The sequence below is a fragment of the Cryobacterium sp. RTC2.1 genome, assembly GCF_035018685.1.
GTDB lineage: Bacteria > Actinomycetota > Actinomycetes > Actinomycetales > Microbacteriaceae > Cryobacterium > Cryobacterium glucosi.
In genome coordinates this window covers 1-17,625 of sequence record NZ_JASJXJ010000075.1, presented here as the reverse complement: position 1 = coordinate 17,625, position 17,625 = coordinate 1, and the positions used below count along the sequence as shown (strand labels likewise).

Below are 17,625 nucleotides of genomic sequence, written 5' to 3'. Positions count from 1 at the left end.
CCTGTGGGGGCAGTCCACATCAAGCGAGGGGCAACGATGTCAGACCCGGCCGGCGGCGATTCAGCCGCACCCGATCCATTCGCGCAGCACGCGGGCACGGTGCTCTGGCCCGGCTCGCTCCGCGACCTGACCGACACGACCCTGTGCCCGGCCTGCCAGACCCCGCTCGCGCCATACGGGTGCCCGTCCTGCGGGCTCGACCTGCGGCATCCTGTCGCCGCCGAGCTGCTGGCCGTGTCAACGGATGCCGCGAAACTGCTCGACCGGCGCGTGGCGCTGATCGGGCGCCTGCGTTTCGACGCCGCCCGGGCCCGGGCCGCCGCCCAACAGGTGCAGCACACGCCGACCGCGCCGGCTCCGGCGCCTCCCCTGTCCTGGCTCCCCCAACCGCCGGCGACTGCTCCCCTGGTGGTCCCGATCGCGGCTTGGGCTTCGACCGCGCCATCGGTGCCGGTTCCGTCAGAGCACGCGACGCCGACGCCCTCCCGATCAGCGCCCGCGCTGTCCACGCCGGCCCACCAGTCCCCGCCGCGGCAGGCACTCCCGAAGGCCGCACTTGCGCCGCGGGACCCCTCGCTCCCGCCGAAACGGTCGAGCGTGCAGATCCTGCTGCTCGTGGTCGGGGTCACGCTCGTGTCGGTCGCCGCGATCTTCTTCCTCACGGTCGCCTGGATCTTCGCCGGGCTCCTCGTGCGTTCCCTCATCGTCGGGGCATTCACGGCCGGGGCGCTGGTCACGGCCGCGGTGCTCAAGCGCCGCGGACTCGGGGTCACGGCGGAGGGCATCGGCGCCCTCGCGGTCGTACTCGTGCTGCTCGACGCCTGGTCCCTCCGGCAGAACGACCTCTTCGGGCTCGGCGCGGCGGAGTCCGACGGCTACTGGGGGGTGACGCTCCTCGTGTGCACCGGGCTGTTCCTCGGCTGGCACGCCGTATCCGGGCTGCGGGTCGCGAGTGTCGCCGGCTTCGCGGCCGCCGCGCCCGGGCTCGGCCTGCTCGTCTCCGCCGCGGCGGTCGGCCAGAACGACCTGACCCGGGTCTACCTCGCGTGCCTCGGGGCATCCGTCGGCGCGCTCATCCACCGGTTCACCCGGGCGTCGACGCCGAAGGGCGCCGCCGCGCCGGTCGGTCGTTGGCCAGGCGCCGACCGGGCGCCCGAGCGGGCGATCGTGTTCGGTTTCGCCGTCGTGTCGCTGCTCGGTGCCCTCGCAACGGCCCCGTTCGTGGAGACGGGCAGCGAACTCTCCCCGCTCTGGCTGCTCGGTGCGGTCGCGCTCGTCGCCGCCGTGCACTCCGTCACGATCCTCGGGGTGCGCGCGGTACCTCCGGCCCAGGCCCCGGCCGACCCTGCCCAATCGGTCGCCTCAGCCTCTGCCCCGGCCGGCCCGGGCGCAGGCTCGCTCGCCTTCGCCTGCTTCTGTTCGGCCGTCGCGGCCCTCGCGCTCGCCCTGATCGCCCTGATCGTCGCGATCCGCACCACCAGCATCCCGCTCCTTGTCACGGCGCCCCTGCTGGTCGCGCTCACCCTCGCGCTCGGCCTGGAGCTCGTGTCCAACCGCGCCGCCGGTCCGCGGCGCACCGCCGAGCGCGTCGCGGCCCTGACGGCGGCCCTCGCCGCGGGCTATTTCGCCCTCGCGACGGTCTCCAGCGCCGCGTGGCCGCTCGGCGTCGCGCTCGTGCGTGGCCTGACTGTGTTCGCGAGCGACCCAGGCAGGCCGTTCAACCCGCTCCTCTCCTGGTTCGACGAGCTGGACAACCCGGTCGGCCCGAACAGTCTCTGGGCCCTCAGCGCCCTCGTCGCAGCCGGCGCCCTGGCCGCCGTCATCTGGCACGCCGGGGGGCTGCTGCACGCTCGCACGCGCCTGGTCGCGGCGGTTTTCGCGGCTACTCTCGTGCTCGCGGTCCCGTTCGCGGGGCAGCTCCCCGGCTCGGTATGGCTGGTCACCCTGCTCTTCGGGCTGCTCGGCGGCGGCGCGCTGTTCGCCCTGCTCGCGCACCAGCGCGACCGGCTGCCGCTCGGTTCCCTCCGTCCCATCGTGCTCACCCTCGTCATCGTGAGCGTCTCCCTCGGTTTCCTGGTCGGCTGGGCGCGGTCGGACACCTGGTGGATCGGCACAGCCACCGGCATCCTCGCGCTCGTCGTCGCCCGCGGCCTGCTCGACAACGTCCAAGAAGCCCACATCGCGGGAACCCCCGACCGCCCCGCGCACAGCGGGCGGGAACAGGGACGCGGCGCGCTCCTGGCGGGCGCGCTCCTGCTCACCCTGCTCGCCGTCATCGTCGCGCCGTGGGCGCTCACCCTCGGCGCCCGGCCGCCGGCGACCGTGCTGCTCGTGGACCAGCTGCGCGGCCTCACCCTCGCGACCGCGCTCCTCCAGCTTTTCTTCGCGGTGCCGCTGCCCCGCTGGGTGCAGCCCACCGAGCGCCGCTGGGCCTTCCGGACCCTGCTCGCCCCCACGATCCTGGCCTTCGCCCTGCCCGTCGGGGACCTCGCCGCCGCCCTCGACCCGACCGGTCGCGCCGTCCTGCTGCAGCCCGAACCGGCAGCGGGCATCATCCACACTGTGCTGCTGCTCACTGCCGCCGTGCTCTGGCTCACGCTCCGCGGCAACCGCGCCGCCGCTCCCATCGAGCGGCTCACCGCGATCGTCGCGATCGCCCCGGTGCTGTTCCTGCTGTTCGGCGCCGTGCTCCGGGCAGCGGATGCCCCCGCCACCGTCGCCGACGTGGCCGCGCCGGCCGCCGCCATCCTGTGCTGCGCCCTCGGGCTCACGCTCGTGTCGCTCGCGCTACGCACGTCGCCCGGGACGGTGTCCCGCGGTCACTCCGACCGGCTCGCCCTCGAGGTCGGCGCACTGCTCGTGCTCGGCCCGGCAACGATCACGGCGATCGCCACGAGCCGCCCGCTCGGCTGGGTCGCGCTCCTCCTCGCCGGCCTCGCCGCGCTCCTGGCCGCGATCGCCCCCGACGGGCTCTTCGGCTCGCACTCCGCGCGACGGCACCTCGGCTGGGTGGCGCTCTGCCTCGGAATCGCGGGCCTCTGGCTCGGCCTCTCCCGGTCAGGCACCGAGGCCGTGGAACCCTACGTGCTGCCCGTCGCGGCGGTCCTGCTCGTGCTGGCCGCGCTCATCCGCCGCTTCGGACTGGTCGACCGCAGGACGGCCGGGAGCCCCGTCGCCGCTTGGCTCACCCTCGCCGGGCTGCTCGTCGCGCTCGTGCCCGTCGCGCTTGTCGCCGGGACCGGCCCGCTCGCCCGCCCGCTCGCGGTCAGCGGCGTCTCGGCCGCGCTGCTGCTCACTGCCTGCGCCCTGCGCTGGACCCCGCCGCGGTCCGGGTACCTCGCCGCGGCCGCGGCGAGCGGCACCCTCGGGCTGCTCGTGACGAGCGGCGGCCGGATCGTGGCGCTCCTCCGCTCCACCGAAGACGCAGGGCTCCTCATCGAGGCCTGGCTCCTGCCCGCACTGCTGGTTCTCGTTGTCGCCGGCATCCTCAGCGCACGCTCCGGGCGACGGATGCTCGGGGACGCCTCGGGTCCCGGTGACGCCCACCTCACGGCCAGGCTCGCCGTGCGCACCGGATACGGCCTGCTCACGGTCGCCGTCACCTTCGGGTCACTCGCCGAGGTCCTCAGCCTCGCCGCAGCGGCCCCCGACGAGACCCCGCTCGCCGCTCCGCGCGTCGTGCTGCTCGCCCTCGCCTGCGCGGCGGCGCACGTCGGTCTGATCCGGTGGGACCGCACCAGGGAGGGCCGCGCTCTCGCCTGGGCCGCCCTCGGCGGCGCCGGCGTCGCACTGCTCGGCGGATACCTGCACGGTGTCCCGGTTCCGCTCGAGATCGTGACGGTTCCGGTCGGACTCGTGATCGTCGGCGGGCGCCTCCTCGCCGCCGGCCAGTTCCACAGCCCCGTCCCGGCCACGGCCGCGGACTCGGGCGCGGCCCGGTCGACCCGGTTCTGGATCCAGGCCGGCCTCCTGCTCGCCGTGCTCCCGAGCGCCACGATCCCGCCGACACCGGACGGGTCCCTGCTCCGCCCGATCCTCGTGCTCACCTTCGGCGGCGCACTCGCGATCGCCGGCGCCACGCTCACAGCGACACCGGCGTGGCGTCCGCTGGCCTGGCCGGCCGTCTCCGCCGGACTCGTCGCCGTGCTGCTCACCGCCCTGAACCGAGTCAGCCCGCTCCTCGACACCGTCCCGGCCGGGCCGGATTCCCGGCTCGAGGGCTGGCTCCTGCCCGCGGCTGTGCTCGTGGCCGCGACCGGAATCGCCCTCCTGGCCGCGGCCCGCCGCGGCCCCGTCGCCGGTCTCGCCGCGGCCGTCGGCGACCACCCACCGACTGGCCCGGTCGACGGCGATGCGCGCGACGGCATCCGCTTCACCGGTTCGACGCCCGGCCCGGTGCGGACCGGCCCGAGACAGGTGCCGGCCACGGATTCCGCGACGTCGGCGCTCGGCTACGGTCTCGTGATCCTGGCGATGGCCGGCGTGCTCGGGGCCGAAGTCGCCGCGCTCGGGTATGCGCCTCTCGCGACGATCCGCGTCGTGCTGCTCGCCTGGACATTCTCCGCGGTGCACGTCTCGGTGTTCCAGCTCGACCCGGGCCGGGCCGGCCGCTGGGTCGCGTGGCTGGCCATCGCCGCCGGCGGAGTCGCGGTGCTCGCCGGCTACGGCCACGGCGTTCCGCACCCGATCGAGATCGTGAGCGTTCCGCTCGCCCTCGCGCTCGTCACGAGCGGCTGGCTGCACCTCGAGGCGACGCCGTCCGCGCGCAGCTGGCCGTGGCTCGCACCGGGCCTCTTCGTGCTGCTCGGTCCGTCGCTCCTGCTCGACGTGACCGAGAGCCCGCTCTGGCGGGTCGTCGGGCTCGGAGTACTCGCGGTCGCCGTGCTGCTGGCCGGCCTGTGGCAGCGGTTGCAGGCGCCGTTCGTGCTGGGCGCCGTGGTGTTGCTCGTGCACGGTCTCGCCCAGCTGTGGCCGTGGATCGCGCTGGCCTACGAGGCCGTCGCCTGGTGGCTGTGGCTCGGCATCGGCGGCACCCTGCTGATCGTGCTCGCTGCCCGCTACGAGCAGCGGATCCGCGCTCTCAAGCAGATCGCGCTCGGCATCTCGTCGCTCCGCTGACGGGTCAGCGCAGCGACACCGTCGCGTGTCGCCGCCCCCTGCCGTGACGCGGGCGCGCTGTCAGCCGAGATCGAAGGTGACCCCGGTCAGGCGTTCGCTTTCCGACCACAGGCGCACGGCATCCGCGTGGTTGCCGGCCCGTTCGGACCGCCCGACCGGATGCGGGTGGCCGTGCTGCTCGCCGAAGCCGTCCGGCCCGACGAAGGTATTGCCGGCGAGTCCCGGCTCGGTCGCAGCGTAGAGCGTGGGCAGCGCCCCCATCTCGGCCGGCTGGGCGAGGACCCGGTTGGCGAGATCCGTCAGACGGCGTTCGAAGCCGTTGTTGTTGCCGCGCATGCTTGCGCCGACGGACTGCAGGTTCGTACGGGCGTACCCGGGGTGGGCGGCGAGGGCGAGCAGGGGTGCCCCTGCCGCGTCGGCCCGGCGCTGGAGTTCGCTTGTGAAGAGCAGGTTGGCGAGCTTGCTCTGGCCGTAGGCAGCCCAGGCCTTGTACTTCTGCGCGCCCATCAGGTCGTCGAAGTCCATCCGGCCGCGCCGGTGCAGTGCGGAGGAGAGCGTGACGACCCGGGCCTTCCGGCCGGCGTAAGGGCCGGTGACCGCGTCCGGGCCGGTGGCCGCCGCGGCGCGGGCGAGGAGGCCGGGCAGCAGCAGCCCGGTGAGGGCGAAATGGCCGAGGTGGTTGGTGCCGAACTGCAGTTCGAATCCGTCGACGGTCCGGCGCTCCGGCACGTTCATCACGCCCGCGTTGTTGACGAGGACGTCGAGTCCTTGGGGGTGCTCGGCGAGCCAGGCACTCGCGAAGGCCCGAACCGAGGCGAGGCTGGACAGGTCGAGCTCGCGCACCTGCACCGCGGCATCCGCCGCCCGGTCGGCCGGCAGCCCGGCCAGGATGCGCCGCGCTGCGCCTTCGCCCCTGGCGAGATCACGCACGGCGAGGGTGACGGATGCCCCGTGCCCGGCCAGCTCGGACGCCGTCACGAATCCGAGCCCCGAGTTCGCTCCCGTGACGATAATCGTGCGACCCCGGAGGTCGGGGATGTCCGCGGCGGTCCAGCCGGGCTTCTTCGGCGACTTCTTCGGAGAAGCGGCGGTCATTTCGACAGCTCGATCCGGTAGCGCACGTGGTTCCGGTCGGCGCTCGCCTGCCAGAACTCGATCTCGCTCGGCTGCAGCGCGTAAAGCCGCCAGCTCGGGTTGGGCCGGCCGTCGGCGCCGGGGCGCTCGTCCCAGTCCTGCGCGGATGCCCGGGCCGAGAGCTCGATCACCGAACCGACAACGCGCACCTGCCTGCCCAGCTGCGGCCAGTAGAAGTTCATCGCCGCGCTCGGGTTCTCACTGAGCTCGAGGCCCTTGCGCGAGGTCGCGGAGCTCGCGAAGTGCCAGCCGGCCTCGTCGATGTTCTTGAGGATCAGCATCCGTGAGGACGGCTGGCCGGCAGCGGTCGTCGTGGCGAGGCTGAAGGCGTGCGGCTGCGGCACCCCGGCGGCGAGGGCGGCGGCAAGCCAGACCTGGAAGAGCCGGGCGGGATCGGACTCGGCGGCCTTCGCGTCGAAGGGCGGGAGGGAGGCCGGGAAGTCCGGCAGGGAGCGCAACAGGGAACGGAAGGATTCGGTCACGCGCCGAGCCTAGCGGGATCGACTGGGATCGACCGGGGTCGCGGAGGAGCCCCGGATGATCAACCGGCTGGGCAGGCGCACGGACTCCGGCGTGCCGCCGTCGATCACGGTCCTGAGCATGTCGACGGCGATCCGGCCCATGTCCGCGACACTGTGCGCGATGACGCTCACGGGCGGATCGAGCAGGGCGAGCCAGTCGATGTCGTCGAAGGAGACCAGGACGACGTCGGTGCCGATCCGGAGGCCGAGCTTCTGGATCGCGCCGATCGCGCCGAACGCCATCGGGCTGTCCGCGACGAGAAGCGCGGTCGGCGGTTCATTGAGTGCGAGCAGGGTGCGCACGGCGGCCGAGCCGCTCTCGGGCTGGAAGTCGCCGAAGACGATGAGCGCTGGGTCGAGGCTGAGGCCCCGGTCGCCGGCGGCCCGGACGAAGCTCGCGTAGCGTTCACGGCCGGTCGAGGTGGACTGCGGCCCGGCAATGTAGCCGATCCGGGTGTGCCCGAGCGCGGCGAGATGATCGACCGCCTCCCGGATCCCGGTGTCGCTGTCCGTCGTGACGCTCGGCAGGTCGATGCCCTCGATGGTGCGGTCGATGAAGACGGCCGGGATCTCCCGTCCGACGACCGAGCGGATGCTGCCGCTCCCGTCACCGAGCGGCGCGACGATGATGCCGTCGACGCGCCGGGCGATCAGGTTGTCGAGGTACCGGTCCTGCTGGTCCTTCCGCTCGTTCGCGTTGCCGAGCAGCGTCACGAAGCCGTGCACGAGGGCAGCCTGCTCGACCGTGTGGGCGAGGTCCGCGAAGAACGGGTTCCGGACATCCGGCACCAGCAGGCCGATCGCGTGCGTGCGGGTGGACCGGAGCGCCCTGGCCTGGGCGTTCGGCCGATAGTCGAGCTCCGCGACGGCCGCCTGCACCCGGGAGCGGGCGTCCGCCGAGGTGGCGGGGTTTCCGGAGAGCACCCGGGACGTCGTCGCGACGGAGACGCCGGCGAGCGCGGCAACGTCCTTGATGGTGATCGTGACCATCACTGCACCCCCTGCCCTGCCGGGACTGCGTCAAGTGGAAACGTTTCCAAGCTGATGCCCAGACTATTGCGGAGGCGCAGAGGTGTCAAAATGCGGGAGGGGGTTGTCATTCCGCCCTCCACCGACTCGAGGAGACCCCATGGCCCAGATCGTTCAGTACAGCAAATTCGGCGGACCCGAGGTGCTCGAGCTGGTCGAGGTGGCCGAGCCCCGGGCATCCGCCGGCGAAGTCGTGGTCGCGGTCCGGGCGGCGGGCGTGAACCCGATCGACTGGAAGATCCGCAGGGCCATCCGCCCGACGGGCCCGATCACGACGCCGAGGCGGCCGGGCTCCGACGCCGCCGGGCGGATCGTCGAGGTCGGCGCCGGCGTGACCGGCTGGTCGGTCGGGGACGCCGTGATCGTGCTCGGCGCCGCTGGCGCCTATGCCAGCCACCTGACAGCGACCCCCGCGCAGCTCACTCGCAAGCCGGACGCACTCGGCTGGGCGGAGGCCGCGGCCCTCGGAGTGCCGGCCGGTACGGCCTACCAGGCGCTCCGCTCCCTCGGACTGGGATCGGCGGACACCCTGCTCATCCACGGCGGTTCTGGCAGCGTCGGACAGGCCGCGATCCAGTTCGCCCTGCTCGACGGCGCGACCGTGATCGCGACGGCGAGCGAGCCGAACCAGGCCCGGCTGGCCGAACTCGGCGCGATCCCGGTCGTGTACGGGCCCGGTCTCGTCGATCGCATCCGTTCGGTGGCTCCCCGGGGCGTCGACGTCGTCCTGGATGCCGCGGGCACCGACGAGGCCCTCAAGGCTTCCTTCGCGCTCGTCGCCGACCGCAGCAGGATCGGCACGATCGTGGTCGGCCGGAAGGCGGCGGAGCTCGGCATCCAGGCCTGGTCAGGCGGCAGCCCGGTTCCGCTCACCCCGGAGCAGGTCGAGCTCAGGGCGGCGGGCCTGCGACTTGCAACCGAGCTGGCGGCCGCCGGCCGGTTCGATGTCGAGATCGCAGCGGTCTTCCCGCTCGCCGAGGCGGCCGCAGCCCAAGAGCTCAGCGAGCACGGGCATCCGCGCGGCAAGATCGTCCTGCTGCCCTGACCCGCCCGGACGGTCAGCGACGCCCGACGAAGTCGTCCATGGTGTTGTAGACGCCGAAGACGCGGCCGGCCACGAGATCCCAGACCGGCAGCGGCAGGATGCCCCGCAGCACTTTCGACAGACCGACCGTCCACGGCATGGTCACCTGCGGAGTCCCGGCGAGCATGGCCCGCCAGACCCGGTCGACGACGTATTCCGGTGTGAGTATGGGAGTCAGGAGCGGCCCGCGCGCGCCGTCGAACATGCCGGTCGAGATATAGCTCGGCGACACCGTGGTGACCTTGACCCGGCTGAAACCCTGCTGCACGAGCTCGAGCCGCAGGGAATCGCTCCAGCCGATCAGGGCGGCCTTCGAGGCCGCGTACACGCTCATCCTCGGGTTGGAGAGCAGGCCGGCCGCCGAGGCGATGTTCACGATCCGCGATTCCCGGCCGTTGGTGCTCATCATCCCCGGCAGGAACTCGCGGGCGATGTACATCGGGGCGAGGGCGTTGATCTGCATGGTGGGGCGAGTGTCGTCGCCGTTGTCGTGTTCCCAGAAGAAGGCGCCGCGCACGATCCCGGCGTTGTTGATCACGATGTCCGGATTTCCGATTTCCGTGCGCACGCGTTGGGCTGTCTGCGCGATCGCACCCAGGTCTCCGATGTCGACGACGTACGGAAACACCGCGGTCGAGCCGGTGGCCCCCTCGGAGAGGCGAGCGGCCGTCCTGGTGAGAGCGGCGGCGTCCCGATCCCACAGGATCACCGCCCGCGCCCCCTCTGCGACGGCCCGCTCGGCGTAGAGGCGGCCCATGCCGCTGGCAGCGCCGGTGATCAGCACGCGGGCTCCGGAAACGGTTCGAGTCATGCCTCCATCATTCATCATCGCCGCCGGTCCGGGAGCCGCCATCCTGGGGAGCGCCCCGGAAGCCCAGTGCATACCCAGCCCCGGCTGGCATCGTGGACGCAACCGATCGACGACTCACAAGACGACTGACCAGGAGCACACCATGGGATTCCTCGACCGCCTCTTCGGCCGCGACGAACAGGGCAGCACGGCACAGGCCCGCACCGCGCCCACCACGCGTGGCGCCGTCCCGCAGCGCACCGACGACGAGATCGCCGTCGAGCGCTACCAGTACCTGTTGCGCACGGCGCCGCCGGAGACCATCGAGCAAGTGCACACCGAGGCCTTCGCCAAGCTCACCGACCAGCAGCGCGACCTGCTCTTCCAGCGCCTCACCGAGAACGCCACGCCGAGCGAACGCCCGGCCGACGCCGCGCCAGCGACGCTCGCGAAGGCCGCCACCCGTGCAGAGCTCCGCGAGCCCGGCACCCTCGAACGCACCCTCGGCCGCCAGGGCCAGGGCGGCCTGGGGTTCGGCGGCATGGTCGGCAGCACCATCCTCGGCACGGTCGCCGGTTACGTGATCGGGTCCGCGCTCGTGAGCGCGTTCCTGCCGGACCCGGGGGCGACGGATGCCGCAGCGAGCGATTCAGGGACCGATTCCGGCGGGGACTCCGCGAGCGACACGAGCACGGATGCCGGAGCGGACACGGGGTCCGACACCGGCGGTGACTTCGGCGGGGGCGACTTCGGCGGCGGGGACTTCGGCGGCGGCTTCGACTTCTGAGCCGTCCGCCCCGGAACGGCCGTGCCCAGCACGACCGCGCCGGGCACGGCCGGGCGATAGCCTGACAGGAGCGTCCCGGTCGGAACGCCGAGAGGACAGGCCAGTGAGCACCCGCACTCCCGGCACTCTCGTGCTCCTGCGGCACGGCGAGAGCACGGCGAATGCCTCCGGCCTGTTCACCGGGATCCTCGACGCGCCGCTGTCCGATCTGGGGGCGGCAGAGGCCCGGTCCGCCGCCAGGCTGGTAGCCTCGGCGGGCCTCCACCCCGACGCCGTGTTCACCTCAGCCCTGCAGCGGGCCCGGCGAACGGCCGACATCCTGGTCGAGGAGCTGCGACAACACCCAGCGGCCCCGCAGGCCGACTGGCGGCTCAACGAGCGCAACTACGGAGCCCTGACCGGTCGCTCGAAGGCCGACGTGCGGGCGGAATTCGGCGAGGCCCAGTTCCTGGCCTGGCGCAGGTCGGTCAACACCGCTCCGCCCCCCTCGACGACGAGGCTTTCGCGGCCGCGCGCGAATCGCCCCTGTTCCGCGGGCTCCCTGCCGAAGCGCTCACCCGCACCGAGGCGCTCAGCCATGTCATGGCGAGGGTCGGCCGGTTCCACGCCGAACAGGTGGTTCCGCGCCTCCGCCTCGGCCAGACCGTGCTCGTCGTCGCCCACGGGAACTCGCTCCGGGCCTACTGCGCGCTGCTGGACGGCCTCGACGACCACGCGATCCACCGGCTCAATCTTCCGACCGGGCATCCGCTCGTCTATCGCTTCACGGCCGCCGACCTGGCGCAGGAACCCACGGGCGCGCTCCCGCGGCAGCCGCTCTCGGCGGGCGGCCACTACCTCGATTCCGCCGCCGCACTGCCCGCCGCGGCCCGGCTCACCGCCGACGGCGGCACCTAGTCCCCTCGAGTTGCGGATGCCACAAGTCAGGGCCGGGAGTGCTGCGGAACCGTGAGCAGGCGACAGGTGGTCGCGACGGCCTTCTCGAGGTTGGCCGCGCCGGCGGCGAGCGCCTCCGCCAGGGTGCAGACGCCCAGGACGATCGGAACGAGAGCGGCGAACCCGTGCCCGTAGAGCGCCTCGGCACCCTCCCCGACCCGGCCGGCGAAGGCGATCACGGGCACGCCGTGCCTGGCCGCGGTTTCCGCGACGCCGAGCGGGGTCTTCCCGCCGAGGGTCTGGGCGTCGATGCTGCCCTCCCCCGTGAACACGATGTCGGCGCCCGCCATCGACTCGGAGAGGTGGGCGGCCTCCATCACGACGTCAACGCCGCGCTGCATCGTGCTGTCGAAGAAGGCGAGGAAGGCCGCTCCGAGCCCGCCGGCGGCGCCGGCGCCGGCGACCGTGGCGACCTCGCGGCCCGTCATCGACGTGACGACGGACGCGAAGACGCCGAGGGCAGCGTCGAGCTCGGCCACGGTCGACTCATCCGCACCCTTCTGGGGTCCGAACACCCGGCTGGCCCCGCTCGGGCCGAGCAACGGGTTGGTCACGTCGCACGCGATCCGGAAAGACGTGTCCGCGAGTCGCGGATCGAACCCGGACAGGTCGATCCGGGCGAGGCGGGCAAGGGCTGCGCCTCCGCGGGGCAGCTCAGCGCCGCCGACGTCGAGCAGCCGCGCGCCGAGCGCCTGAAGCATGCCCGCCCCGCCGTCGTTGGTGACCGATCCGCCGAGCCCGACGATGAACCGGCGTGCGCCGCGGTCGAGCGCGTCAACGATCAGCCGGCCGACCCCGAAGGTGCTCGCGATCCGGGGGTCACGGTCGGCGACCGCGACGAGGTGGATGCCGGCGGCCGCGGCGATCTCGACGACCGCCAGGCCCTCGGCGGCCACGAACCCATAGGTCGCCGGAACCGTTCGTCCGAGCGCATCCTGCACCTCGGCCGTGACGAGGGTGCCGCCGAGCGCGGTCACGAGGGCGTCTGCCGTTCCCTCCCCGCCGTCGGCCATCGGCGCGACGATACACACGGCATCCGGGAACACCGAACGGATGCCGCGTTCCATCGCGGCCGCGGCCTCCGCCGCGGTCATCGATTCCTTGAAGGAGTCGGGTGCCAGAACGAACTTCATGCGGTGATCCTCTGCCGGGCGCAACCGATGGGGTGAGAAAAGGGGGCCGGGGAGATTTCCCCGGCCCCTTCAGTGTGGCCGTTTCGGCGGACCACGTCGATCTCAAGAGCCGTGGCTCAGAATGACACCCCGCAGACCAGGGCCGCATTCGCGTACGGCGTGGCCTCGCCCGTGCGGATGAAGAGCTTGGCAGACGCGGAGAGCGCCTTGAGATCCTCGTGGCTGATGTACTCGATCCCGTCGAAACGCTCGGCCAGCCAGGCACCCGCCGGGGCGCCCTTCGCTTCCTCGGCGGCGATGCAGTGCTGGAACACCATGTCGCTTGTGAGGGCATCGAGGACCTGCTCGAACCGCGGAATGCCGTGGACGAGAGCGAGGTCGACCACCGGCACCCCCGCCGGAATCGGCATGCCGCAATCGGCCACCAGGACCAGGTCGGTGTGCCCGAGTCTGGCGAGGGCGCCGCAGAGGTCGGCATTCAGGATGCCGGTCCGCTTCACTTCTCCACCTCGGGGAGTTCGTCGTCCGCGCCGGGATACGACTGCTGGGTGCCGAGCGTGCGCACCGCGAACGCGCCGACCCTGACCGCGAGGCGCACGGCGTCGAGGAGACTGGAGCCGGCGGCGAGCCGTCCGCTGAGCGCCCCGACGAAGGCATCGCCGGCGCCGGAGGAGTCGACCGCTGCGACCCGGGGCGAGGGAACCGTGGTCGTGCCGAGGGAATCGGAACAGATCGCACCCTGTTCTCCCCTGGTCAGCACCACGGCGGGAACGCCCCAGGCGCGGAGCCTGGCCACGAGCTCGGCGTCCCCACGGGGGATGTCCGTGCCAGGGTCGACGAGCGCGAGGACGAGTGCGGCCTCGTGCTCGTTGACGACGAGCGGGTCGGCCCGCCGGATCGTGGCGGGGTCGACGGCGATCACGGGAGCGAGGTTGAGCACGACCCGGCCGGTGGCCAGGCGGACGGCCGCCTCGATGCCGGCGGCGGGGATCTCGCCCTGCAGCACGACGACGGCGGCCCGCGCGATGAGGTCGGCGGCGTCACCGACGACATCCGCCCCCACGGCGGCGTTCGCCCCGGGGACGACGACGATGGTGTTCTCCCCGTCGTCGGCCACGGTGACGAGGGCGAGGCCGGTCGGGCCGTCGATGGCGGACACGGCGGACAGGTCGACGCCGGCCCGCTCGAGGAGAGCCATCGTGAGCCCGGCGACGGAATCGCTCCCGGTGGCGCCGACGAGGCTGACGTGCGCGCCCAGCCGGGCCGCTGCGACGGCCTGGTTGGCGCCCTTGCCGCCCGGCAGGAATTCCATCGACCGCGCGATCAGGGTTTCCCCTGGCGCGGGATGGCGCTCGACGACCATGAGCTGGTCGACGTTGATCGAGCCGACGACGACGATCGGGCCGCCGTCAGCGGTGGGGGTGAAGGAGCTCACTTGGTGAAGTCGCCCACGTTCGTCTTCGTGACGGTGACGACCTCGACGGGGACGGTCGCGTCGACCTTTTCGCCGGCGAGGGTCTTGACGGCCAGTTCGATGGCGAGCTTGCCGAGTTCGGCGGGCTGCTGGGCGATCGTGGCGGCGAGGGTGCCCGCTGTGATCGCGGCGAGTCCGTCGGTGGTTCCGTCGAAGCCGACGACCTTGACGTCGGTCCCGGCGCGGGATCCGAGCGCCTGCACGGCTCCGAGGGCCATCTCATCGTTCTCGGCGAAGACACCGGTCACCTCGGGGTGGGCCTGGAGCAGGTTCGTCGTCACGTCGAGTGCGGTGGCGCGGTCGAAGTTGGCGGTCTGCTTGGCCACGACGGTGATGTTCGGGTAGGCCTTCATGCCCTCTTCGAAGCCGGCGCCACGGTCGCGGCTCGCGCTGGTTCCGGAGACACCCTGCAGGTCGATGACGCTGCCCTTCTCGCCCATCGCGGTCGCGAGCTCGACCGCGGCCTGCTTGCCGCCGGCGACGTTGTCGCTCGCGACGAGGGAGGCGACGGTTGCGCCGTTGACGGTGCGGTCGACCGCGATCACCGGGATGTTCGCGGTGTTGAGCGCCTTGACGGCCGAGCCGGCGGCATCCGAGTCGACGGGGTTGACGATGACGAGCTTGGCCCCGCTCGATGCGGCCGTGGCGAGCTGGTTGGCCTGGGTCGCCGAGTCGTTCTGGGCATCCACGATGTTGAGCTGCAGGCCGGCGGCGGTCGCGGCGGCCTGGGCGCCGTCGCGCAGCTCGACGAAGAACGGGTTGTTCAGGGTGGAGACGGCCAGCACGATCTTGGTGCCGGATGCCGAGTCCCCACCGCCCCGGCCGCACGCGGTCGTGCCGACGAGGATGAGGGCGGCTGCGGTGGTGACGGCGGCGATTCTGCGGAAAGAGGACGACTTCATTGTGTGTTCCTTTGGTTTGAGCGATGGAGGGAAAGGGAGAAAGTGCGGGTGTGGAGGAATAGTGCTCAGCTGTTGCGCGTCTTGCGGCGCAGCACGTCGACGCCGACGGCGAGGGCGATCACGAGGCCGATGACGACCTGCTGCCAGAACGAGGTGACGTTCAGCAGGTTGAGGCCGTTGCGGATCACGACGAGCACGAGCGCGCCGACGAAGGTGCCCGAGATCTTGCCGAGGCCGCCAGAGAGCGATGCGCCGCCGATGACGACGGCCGCGATGGCGTCGAGCTCGTAGCCGGCAGCCGCCTGGGGCTGCGCGGAGTCGAGCCGGCCGGCGAGGAGGAGCCCGGCGAGCGCCGCGAACAGGCCGGCGAGGGCGAAGACGGTGACGAGGATGCGCTTGACCGGCAGCCCGGACAGGCGCGCCGCCTCGGCGTTGCCGCCGACCGCGTACATCGACCGCCCGATCACGGTGCGGTTGAGCACGAAGGAGGCGACGACGGCTGAGAGCAGGAGCACGACGATCGGCATCGGGACCGGTCCGAGGTTTCCGCCGAGGAAGGAAACCTCGGGCGCTGTCTTGATCGGGCGGCCGTCGGAGATGACGAGGGTGAGGCCGCGGGCGACGCTCAGCATCGCGAGGGTCGCGATGAACGAGGGCAGCTTGCCGTAGGCGTTCGCGAGGCCGTTGACCATCCCGGCGAGGAGCCCGGTGACGAGCCCGCCGATCAGGGTCAGCCAGCCGGGAAGCCCGGCGGCGACGAAGAGCCAGCTGGACACCATGGCCGCGAGGGCGGCGACCGCGCCGACCGACAGGTCGATGCCGCCCGCGACGATGACGAAGGTCATCCCGAACGCGAGCACGGCGACGGTGGAGACCTGGATGCCGATGTTCAGCAGGTTCTGCCCGGTCAGGAAGTCCGGGGTGGCGATGAAGAGGGCGAGGCACAACACGACGAGGCCGACGAGCGCTCCGTTGTTGGCAAGGAATTTCTTGTAGTCGACGCGGCGGCGCGCCGGGGCCAGGGTAGTCGTGGACATCGGTGTCATTCCTTCTCGTGGGTCGGTGCGTTGTCGCGGGTGACGGCGGCGAGGTCGCCGTCGGTCGTTGTGGTGATCGGTTCGTTGATCGGTTCGTTGATCGGTTCGTCGGATTCGATGTCGTCGACGATGGCGTCGATCTCGGTGCTGCCCGCTTCCCGGGCGGCGAGGGTCATCACGGCGTCCTGGGTGGCGTCCGCGGCGCTCAGCTCGCCGGCGATCCGGCCGTCCCGCATCACCAGGATGCGGTCGCTCATGCCGAGGACCTCGGGGAGTTCGCTCGAGACCATGACGATCGCGCCACCGGCATCCGTGATCGCGTTCATCAGTTCGTAGATCTCGACCTTGGCGCCGACGTCGACGCCGCGGGTGGGCTCGTCGAGCAGCAGCACGGTCGAGGCGGCGATGATCCAGCGGCCGAAGACGGCCTTCTGCTGGTTGCCGCCTGACAGTGCGCCGACGGGCTGGTCGATGGTGTGCATCCGGATGCGGAGCTTCTCGGCGACGGCCTGGGCCCTGCGGCGCTGGCCGGTGAAGTCCGCGAGCCCGAGGCGTGCGGTCGACGCGAGCGTCGCGTAGCCGAGGTTGTCGTTGACGGATGCCCCGAGCACGAGCCCCTGTCCCTTGCGGTCCTCGGGCACGTGGCCGATGCCCGCGGCGATCGCGGCCGGGATGTTGCCCTTCGGCAGCCGGTGCCCGCGCACCACAACGGCGCCGGAGTCGTAGTGGTCGACGCCCGCGATCGCCCGGATCAGTTCGGTGCGACCGGCGCCGACGAGTCCGGCGATCCCGAGCACTTCACCGGCGTGCACGGTGAAGCTCACGTCGCTGAACGAGCCGCTCGCGCTGAGGTTCTCGACCGCGAGGATCTCGGCCGGTTCGGCGAGCACGGGGGCGCGCCGGGGGAACTGGTCCTCGATGTTGCGGCCGACCATGAGCCGCACCAGCTCCGCTTCCGGTGTCGAGGCCGGCACCTCGGCGACGAATTCGCCGTCGCGCAGCACCGTGACCGTGTCGCCGACCTCGGCGATCTCGTCGAGGTGGTGGCTGATGAAGAGCATCGCGACGCCGCGGCGCCGGAGGTCGGCCATCACGGCGAAGAGCGCCTGGGTCTCGTGCCGGGTGAGTGCGGCTGTCGGCTCGTCGAGGATGAGGATGCGCGCGTTGATGCTGAGCGCCTTGGCGATCTCGACGAGCTGCTGCTTGGCGATGCCGAGCTCGCCGACCGGGGTGTCCACGTCGACGTCGAGACCGATCAGGGCGAGGGCGGCACGCGCCCGGTTGCGGAGGGCGCGCCGGTCGACCATGCCGTGCCTGGTCGGCATCCGCCCGAGCATCACGTTCTCGGCGACACTCATGGTCGGCACGAGGTTGAGTTCCTGGTGGATGGTGGCGATACCGAGGTCCTCCGCCGCGCGGGTCGTCGGGAGCGTCACGACGGCGCCGTCGACCACGATGTCGCCGGAATCGGGCTGGTATACCCCGGCCATCATCTTGATCAGCGTGGATTTCCCGGCGCCGTTCTCGCCGAGGAGCACCTGTACGTGGCCGGCGTAGACGCTCACGGTGACGTCCTTGATGACGGTCACCTGGCCGAAGGTCTTGCCCACGTTCTGCAGGGTGACCAGGGGTTGTGGATTCATTTCAGTGCGTCCTTACGCTGTTATGACTGGCTGTGGG

General features: G+C 72.2%; 15 protein-coding genes and 1 pseudogene. 5 read left to right on the top strand and 11 right to left on the bottom strand.

Going from position 1 to position 17,625, the window contains the following annotated elements:
- The first annotated feature begins 36 nt into the window (after positions 1-36).
- Complete coding sequence (locus tag QN357_RS10855; RefSeq protein ID WP_323504875.1) at positions 37-5,118, top strand: SCO7613 C-terminal domain-containing membrane protein; 5,082 nt, start codon at positions 37-39, stop codon at positions 5,116-5,118.
- Between the two features lie 60 nt (positions 5,119-5,178).
- Here QN357_RS10855 and QN357_RS10850 read toward each other — a convergent pair whose 3' ends face one another.
- The 3 genes from QN357_RS10850 to QN357_RS10840 are packed head-to-tail and all read right to left on the bottom strand — an operon-like array spanning position 5,179 to position 7,763.
- Positions 5,179-6,213 carry an oxidoreductase gene (locus QN357_RS10850; protein WP_322189106.1) on the bottom strand — a complete coding sequence of 345 codons (1,035 nt, stop codon included), beginning with the start codon at positions 6,211-6,213 and terminating at the stop codon, positions 5,179-5,181.
- The gene (locus QN357_RS10845) at positions 6,210-6,734 is read right to left on the bottom strand and encodes a pyridoxine/pyridoxamine 5'-phosphate oxidase (protein WP_322189104.1); all 525 of its coding nucleotides are present in this window, start codon (positions 6,732-6,734) and stop codon (positions 6,210-6,212) included. Before QN357_RS10845 ends, QN357_RS10850 begins: the two co-directional genes overlap by 4 nt.
- A 9-nt stretch (positions 6,735-6,743) precedes the next feature.
- On the bottom strand, positions 6,744-7,763 hold the full coding sequence (locus QN357_RS10840; RefSeq protein WP_322189895.1) for a LacI family DNA-binding transcriptional regulator: 1,020 nt from the start codon (positions 7,761-7,763) through the stop codon (positions 6,744-6,746).
- Between the two features lie 139 nt (positions 7,764-7,902).
- Between QN357_RS10840 and QN357_RS10835 the strand changes: the two genes are divergently transcribed.
- Complete coding sequence (locus QN357_RS10835) at positions 7,903-8,847, top strand: NADP-dependent oxidoreductase (protein ID WP_322189102.1); 945 nt, start codon at positions 7,903-7,905, stop codon at positions 8,845-8,847.
- Positions 8,848-8,860: 13 nt separating this feature from the next.
- On the opposite strand, the gene QN357_RS10830 is transcribed toward QN357_RS10835, so the two are convergent.
- The gene (locus QN357_RS10830) at positions 8,861-9,697 is read right to left on the bottom strand and encodes an SDR family NAD(P)-dependent oxidoreductase (RefSeq protein WP_134446182.1); all 837 of its coding nucleotides are present in this window, start codon (positions 9,695-9,697) and stop codon (positions 8,861-8,863) included.
- Between QN357_RS10830 and QN357_RS10825 the strand changes: the two genes are divergently transcribed.
- Positions 9,696-10,463: a hypothetical protein gene (locus QN357_RS10825; protein ID WP_322136812.1), complete on the top strand. Its 768-nt coding sequence runs from the start codon at positions 9,696-9,698 to the stop codon at positions 10,461-10,463. The two genes, QN357_RS10830 and QN357_RS10825, sit on opposite strands and share 2 nt — an antisense overlap.
- Positions 10,372-10,899, top strand: a pseudogene (locus tag QN357_RS10820) (2,3-bisphosphoglycerate-dependent phosphoglycerate mutase); the annotation flags it as partial. The gene QN357_RS10825 and the pseudogene QN357_RS10820, both read left to right, overlap by 92 nt.
- On the opposite strand, the gene QN357_RS10815 reads toward QN357_RS10820, so the two are convergent.
- Positions 10,848-11,042: a hypothetical protein gene (locus QN357_RS10815; RefSeq protein ID WP_322136813.1), complete on the bottom strand. Its 195-nt coding sequence runs from the start codon at positions 11,040-11,042 to the stop codon at positions 10,848-10,850. The pseudogene QN357_RS10820 and the gene QN357_RS10815 sit on opposite strands and share 52 nt — an antisense overlap.
- 3 nt (positions 11,043-11,045) lie before the next feature.
- Between QN357_RS10815 and QN357_RS10810 the strand changes: the two genes are divergently transcribed.
- Entirely contained in the window at positions 11,046-11,360 is a 315-nt protein-coding gene (locus QN357_RS10810; RefSeq protein ID WP_322136814.1) for a hypothetical protein, read from the top strand.
- Between the two features lie 26 nt (positions 11,361-11,386).
- Here the strand turns inward: QN357_RS10810 and QN357_RS10805 are convergent, their stop codons facing one another.
- The 6 genes from QN357_RS10805 to QN357_RS10780 form a co-directional block, all read right to left on the bottom strand.
- Positions 11,387-12,532 (bottom strand): glycerate kinase, encoded by a 1,146-nt coding sequence (locus QN357_RS10805; RefSeq protein ID WP_134560381.1) that lies wholly within the window; start codon positions 12,530-12,532, stop codon positions 11,387-11,389.
- 116 nt (positions 12,533-12,648) lie between these two features.
- Positions 12,649-13,032 carry a D-ribose pyranase gene (rbsD, locus tag QN357_RS10800; protein WP_134446179.1) on the bottom strand — a complete coding sequence of 128 codons (384 nt, stop codon included), beginning with the start codon at positions 13,030-13,032 and terminating at the stop codon, positions 12,649-12,651.
- Positions 13,029-13,967, bottom strand: coding sequence for a ribokinase (locus tag QN357_RS10795; protein WP_134560385.1), 939 nt, complete (start codon positions 13,965-13,967; stop codon positions 13,029-13,031). Before QN357_RS10795 ends, rbsD begins: the two co-directional genes overlap by 4 nt.
- The gene (locus QN357_RS10790; protein WP_134560387.1) at positions 13,964-14,908 is read right to left on the bottom strand and encodes a substrate-binding domain-containing protein; all 945 of its coding nucleotides are present in this window, start codon (positions 14,906-14,908) and stop codon (positions 13,964-13,966) included. The genes QN357_RS10795 and QN357_RS10790 overlap by 4 nt, the downstream gene beginning before the upstream one ends.
- 65 nt (positions 14,909-14,973) lie before the next feature.
- Positions 14,974-15,945, bottom strand: a complete 972-nt coding sequence (locus QN357_RS10785) for an ABC transporter permease (protein WP_322136819.1) — start codon at positions 15,943-15,945, stop codon at positions 14,974-14,976.
- Positions 15,946-15,950: 5 nt separating this feature from the next.
- Positions 15,951-17,588, bottom strand: a complete 1,638-nt coding sequence (locus QN357_RS10780) for a sugar ABC transporter ATP-binding protein (RefSeq protein ID WP_134560391.1) — start codon at positions 17,586-17,588, stop codon at positions 15,951-15,953.
- Positions 17,589-17,625 lie beyond the last annotated feature (37 nt).

Bases quoted from the DNA above. Each gene is read 5' to 3' on its own strand.
- QN357_RS10855 (WP_323504875.1), top strand. From the start codon at position 37: ATGTCAGACCCGGCCGGCGGCGATTCAGCCGCACCCGATCCATTCGCG.
- QN357_RS10850 (WP_322189106.1), bottom strand. From the start codon at position 6,213: ATGACCGCCGCTTCTCCGAAGAAGTCGCCGAAGAAGCCCGGCTGGACC.
- QN357_RS10840 (WP_322189895.1), bottom strand. From the start codon at position 7,763: ATGGTCACGATCACCATCAAGGACGTTGCCGCGCTCGCCGGCGTCTCC.
- QN357_RS10835 (WP_322189102.1), top strand. From the start codon at position 7,903: ATGGCCCAGATCGTTCAGTACAGCAAATTCGGCGGACCCGAGGTGCTC.
- QN357_RS10825 (WP_322136812.1), top strand. From the start codon at position 9,696: ATGCCTCCATCATTCATCATCGCCGCCGGTCCGGGAGCCGCCATCCTG.
- QN357_RS10830 (WP_134446182.1), bottom strand. From the start codon at position 9,697: ATGACTCGAACCGTTTCCGGAGCCCGCGTGCTGATCACCGGCGCTGCC.
- QN357_RS10815 (WP_322136813.1), bottom strand. From the start codon at position 11,042: ATGGCTGAGCGCCTCGGTGCGGGTGAGCGCTTCGGCAGGGAGCCCGCG.
- QN357_RS10810 (WP_322136814.1), top strand. From the start codon at position 11,046: ATGGCGAGGGTCGGCCGGTTCCACGCCGAACAGGTGGTTCCGCGCCTC.
- QN357_RS10805 (WP_134560381.1), bottom strand. From the start codon at position 12,532: ATGAAGTTCGTTCTGGCACCCGACTCCTTCAAGGAATCGATGACCGCG.
- QN357_RS10790 (WP_134560387.1), bottom strand. From the start codon at position 14,908: ATGAAGTCGTCCTCTTTCCGCAGAATCGCCGCCGTCACCACCGCAGCC.
- QN357_RS10785 (WP_322136819.1), bottom strand. From the start codon at position 15,945: ATGTCCACGACTACCCTGGCCCCGGCGCGCCGCCGCGTCGACTACAAG.
- QN357_RS10780 (WP_134560391.1), bottom strand. From the start codon at position 17,588: ATGAATCCACAACCCCTGGTCACCCTGCAGAACGTGGGCAAGACCTTC.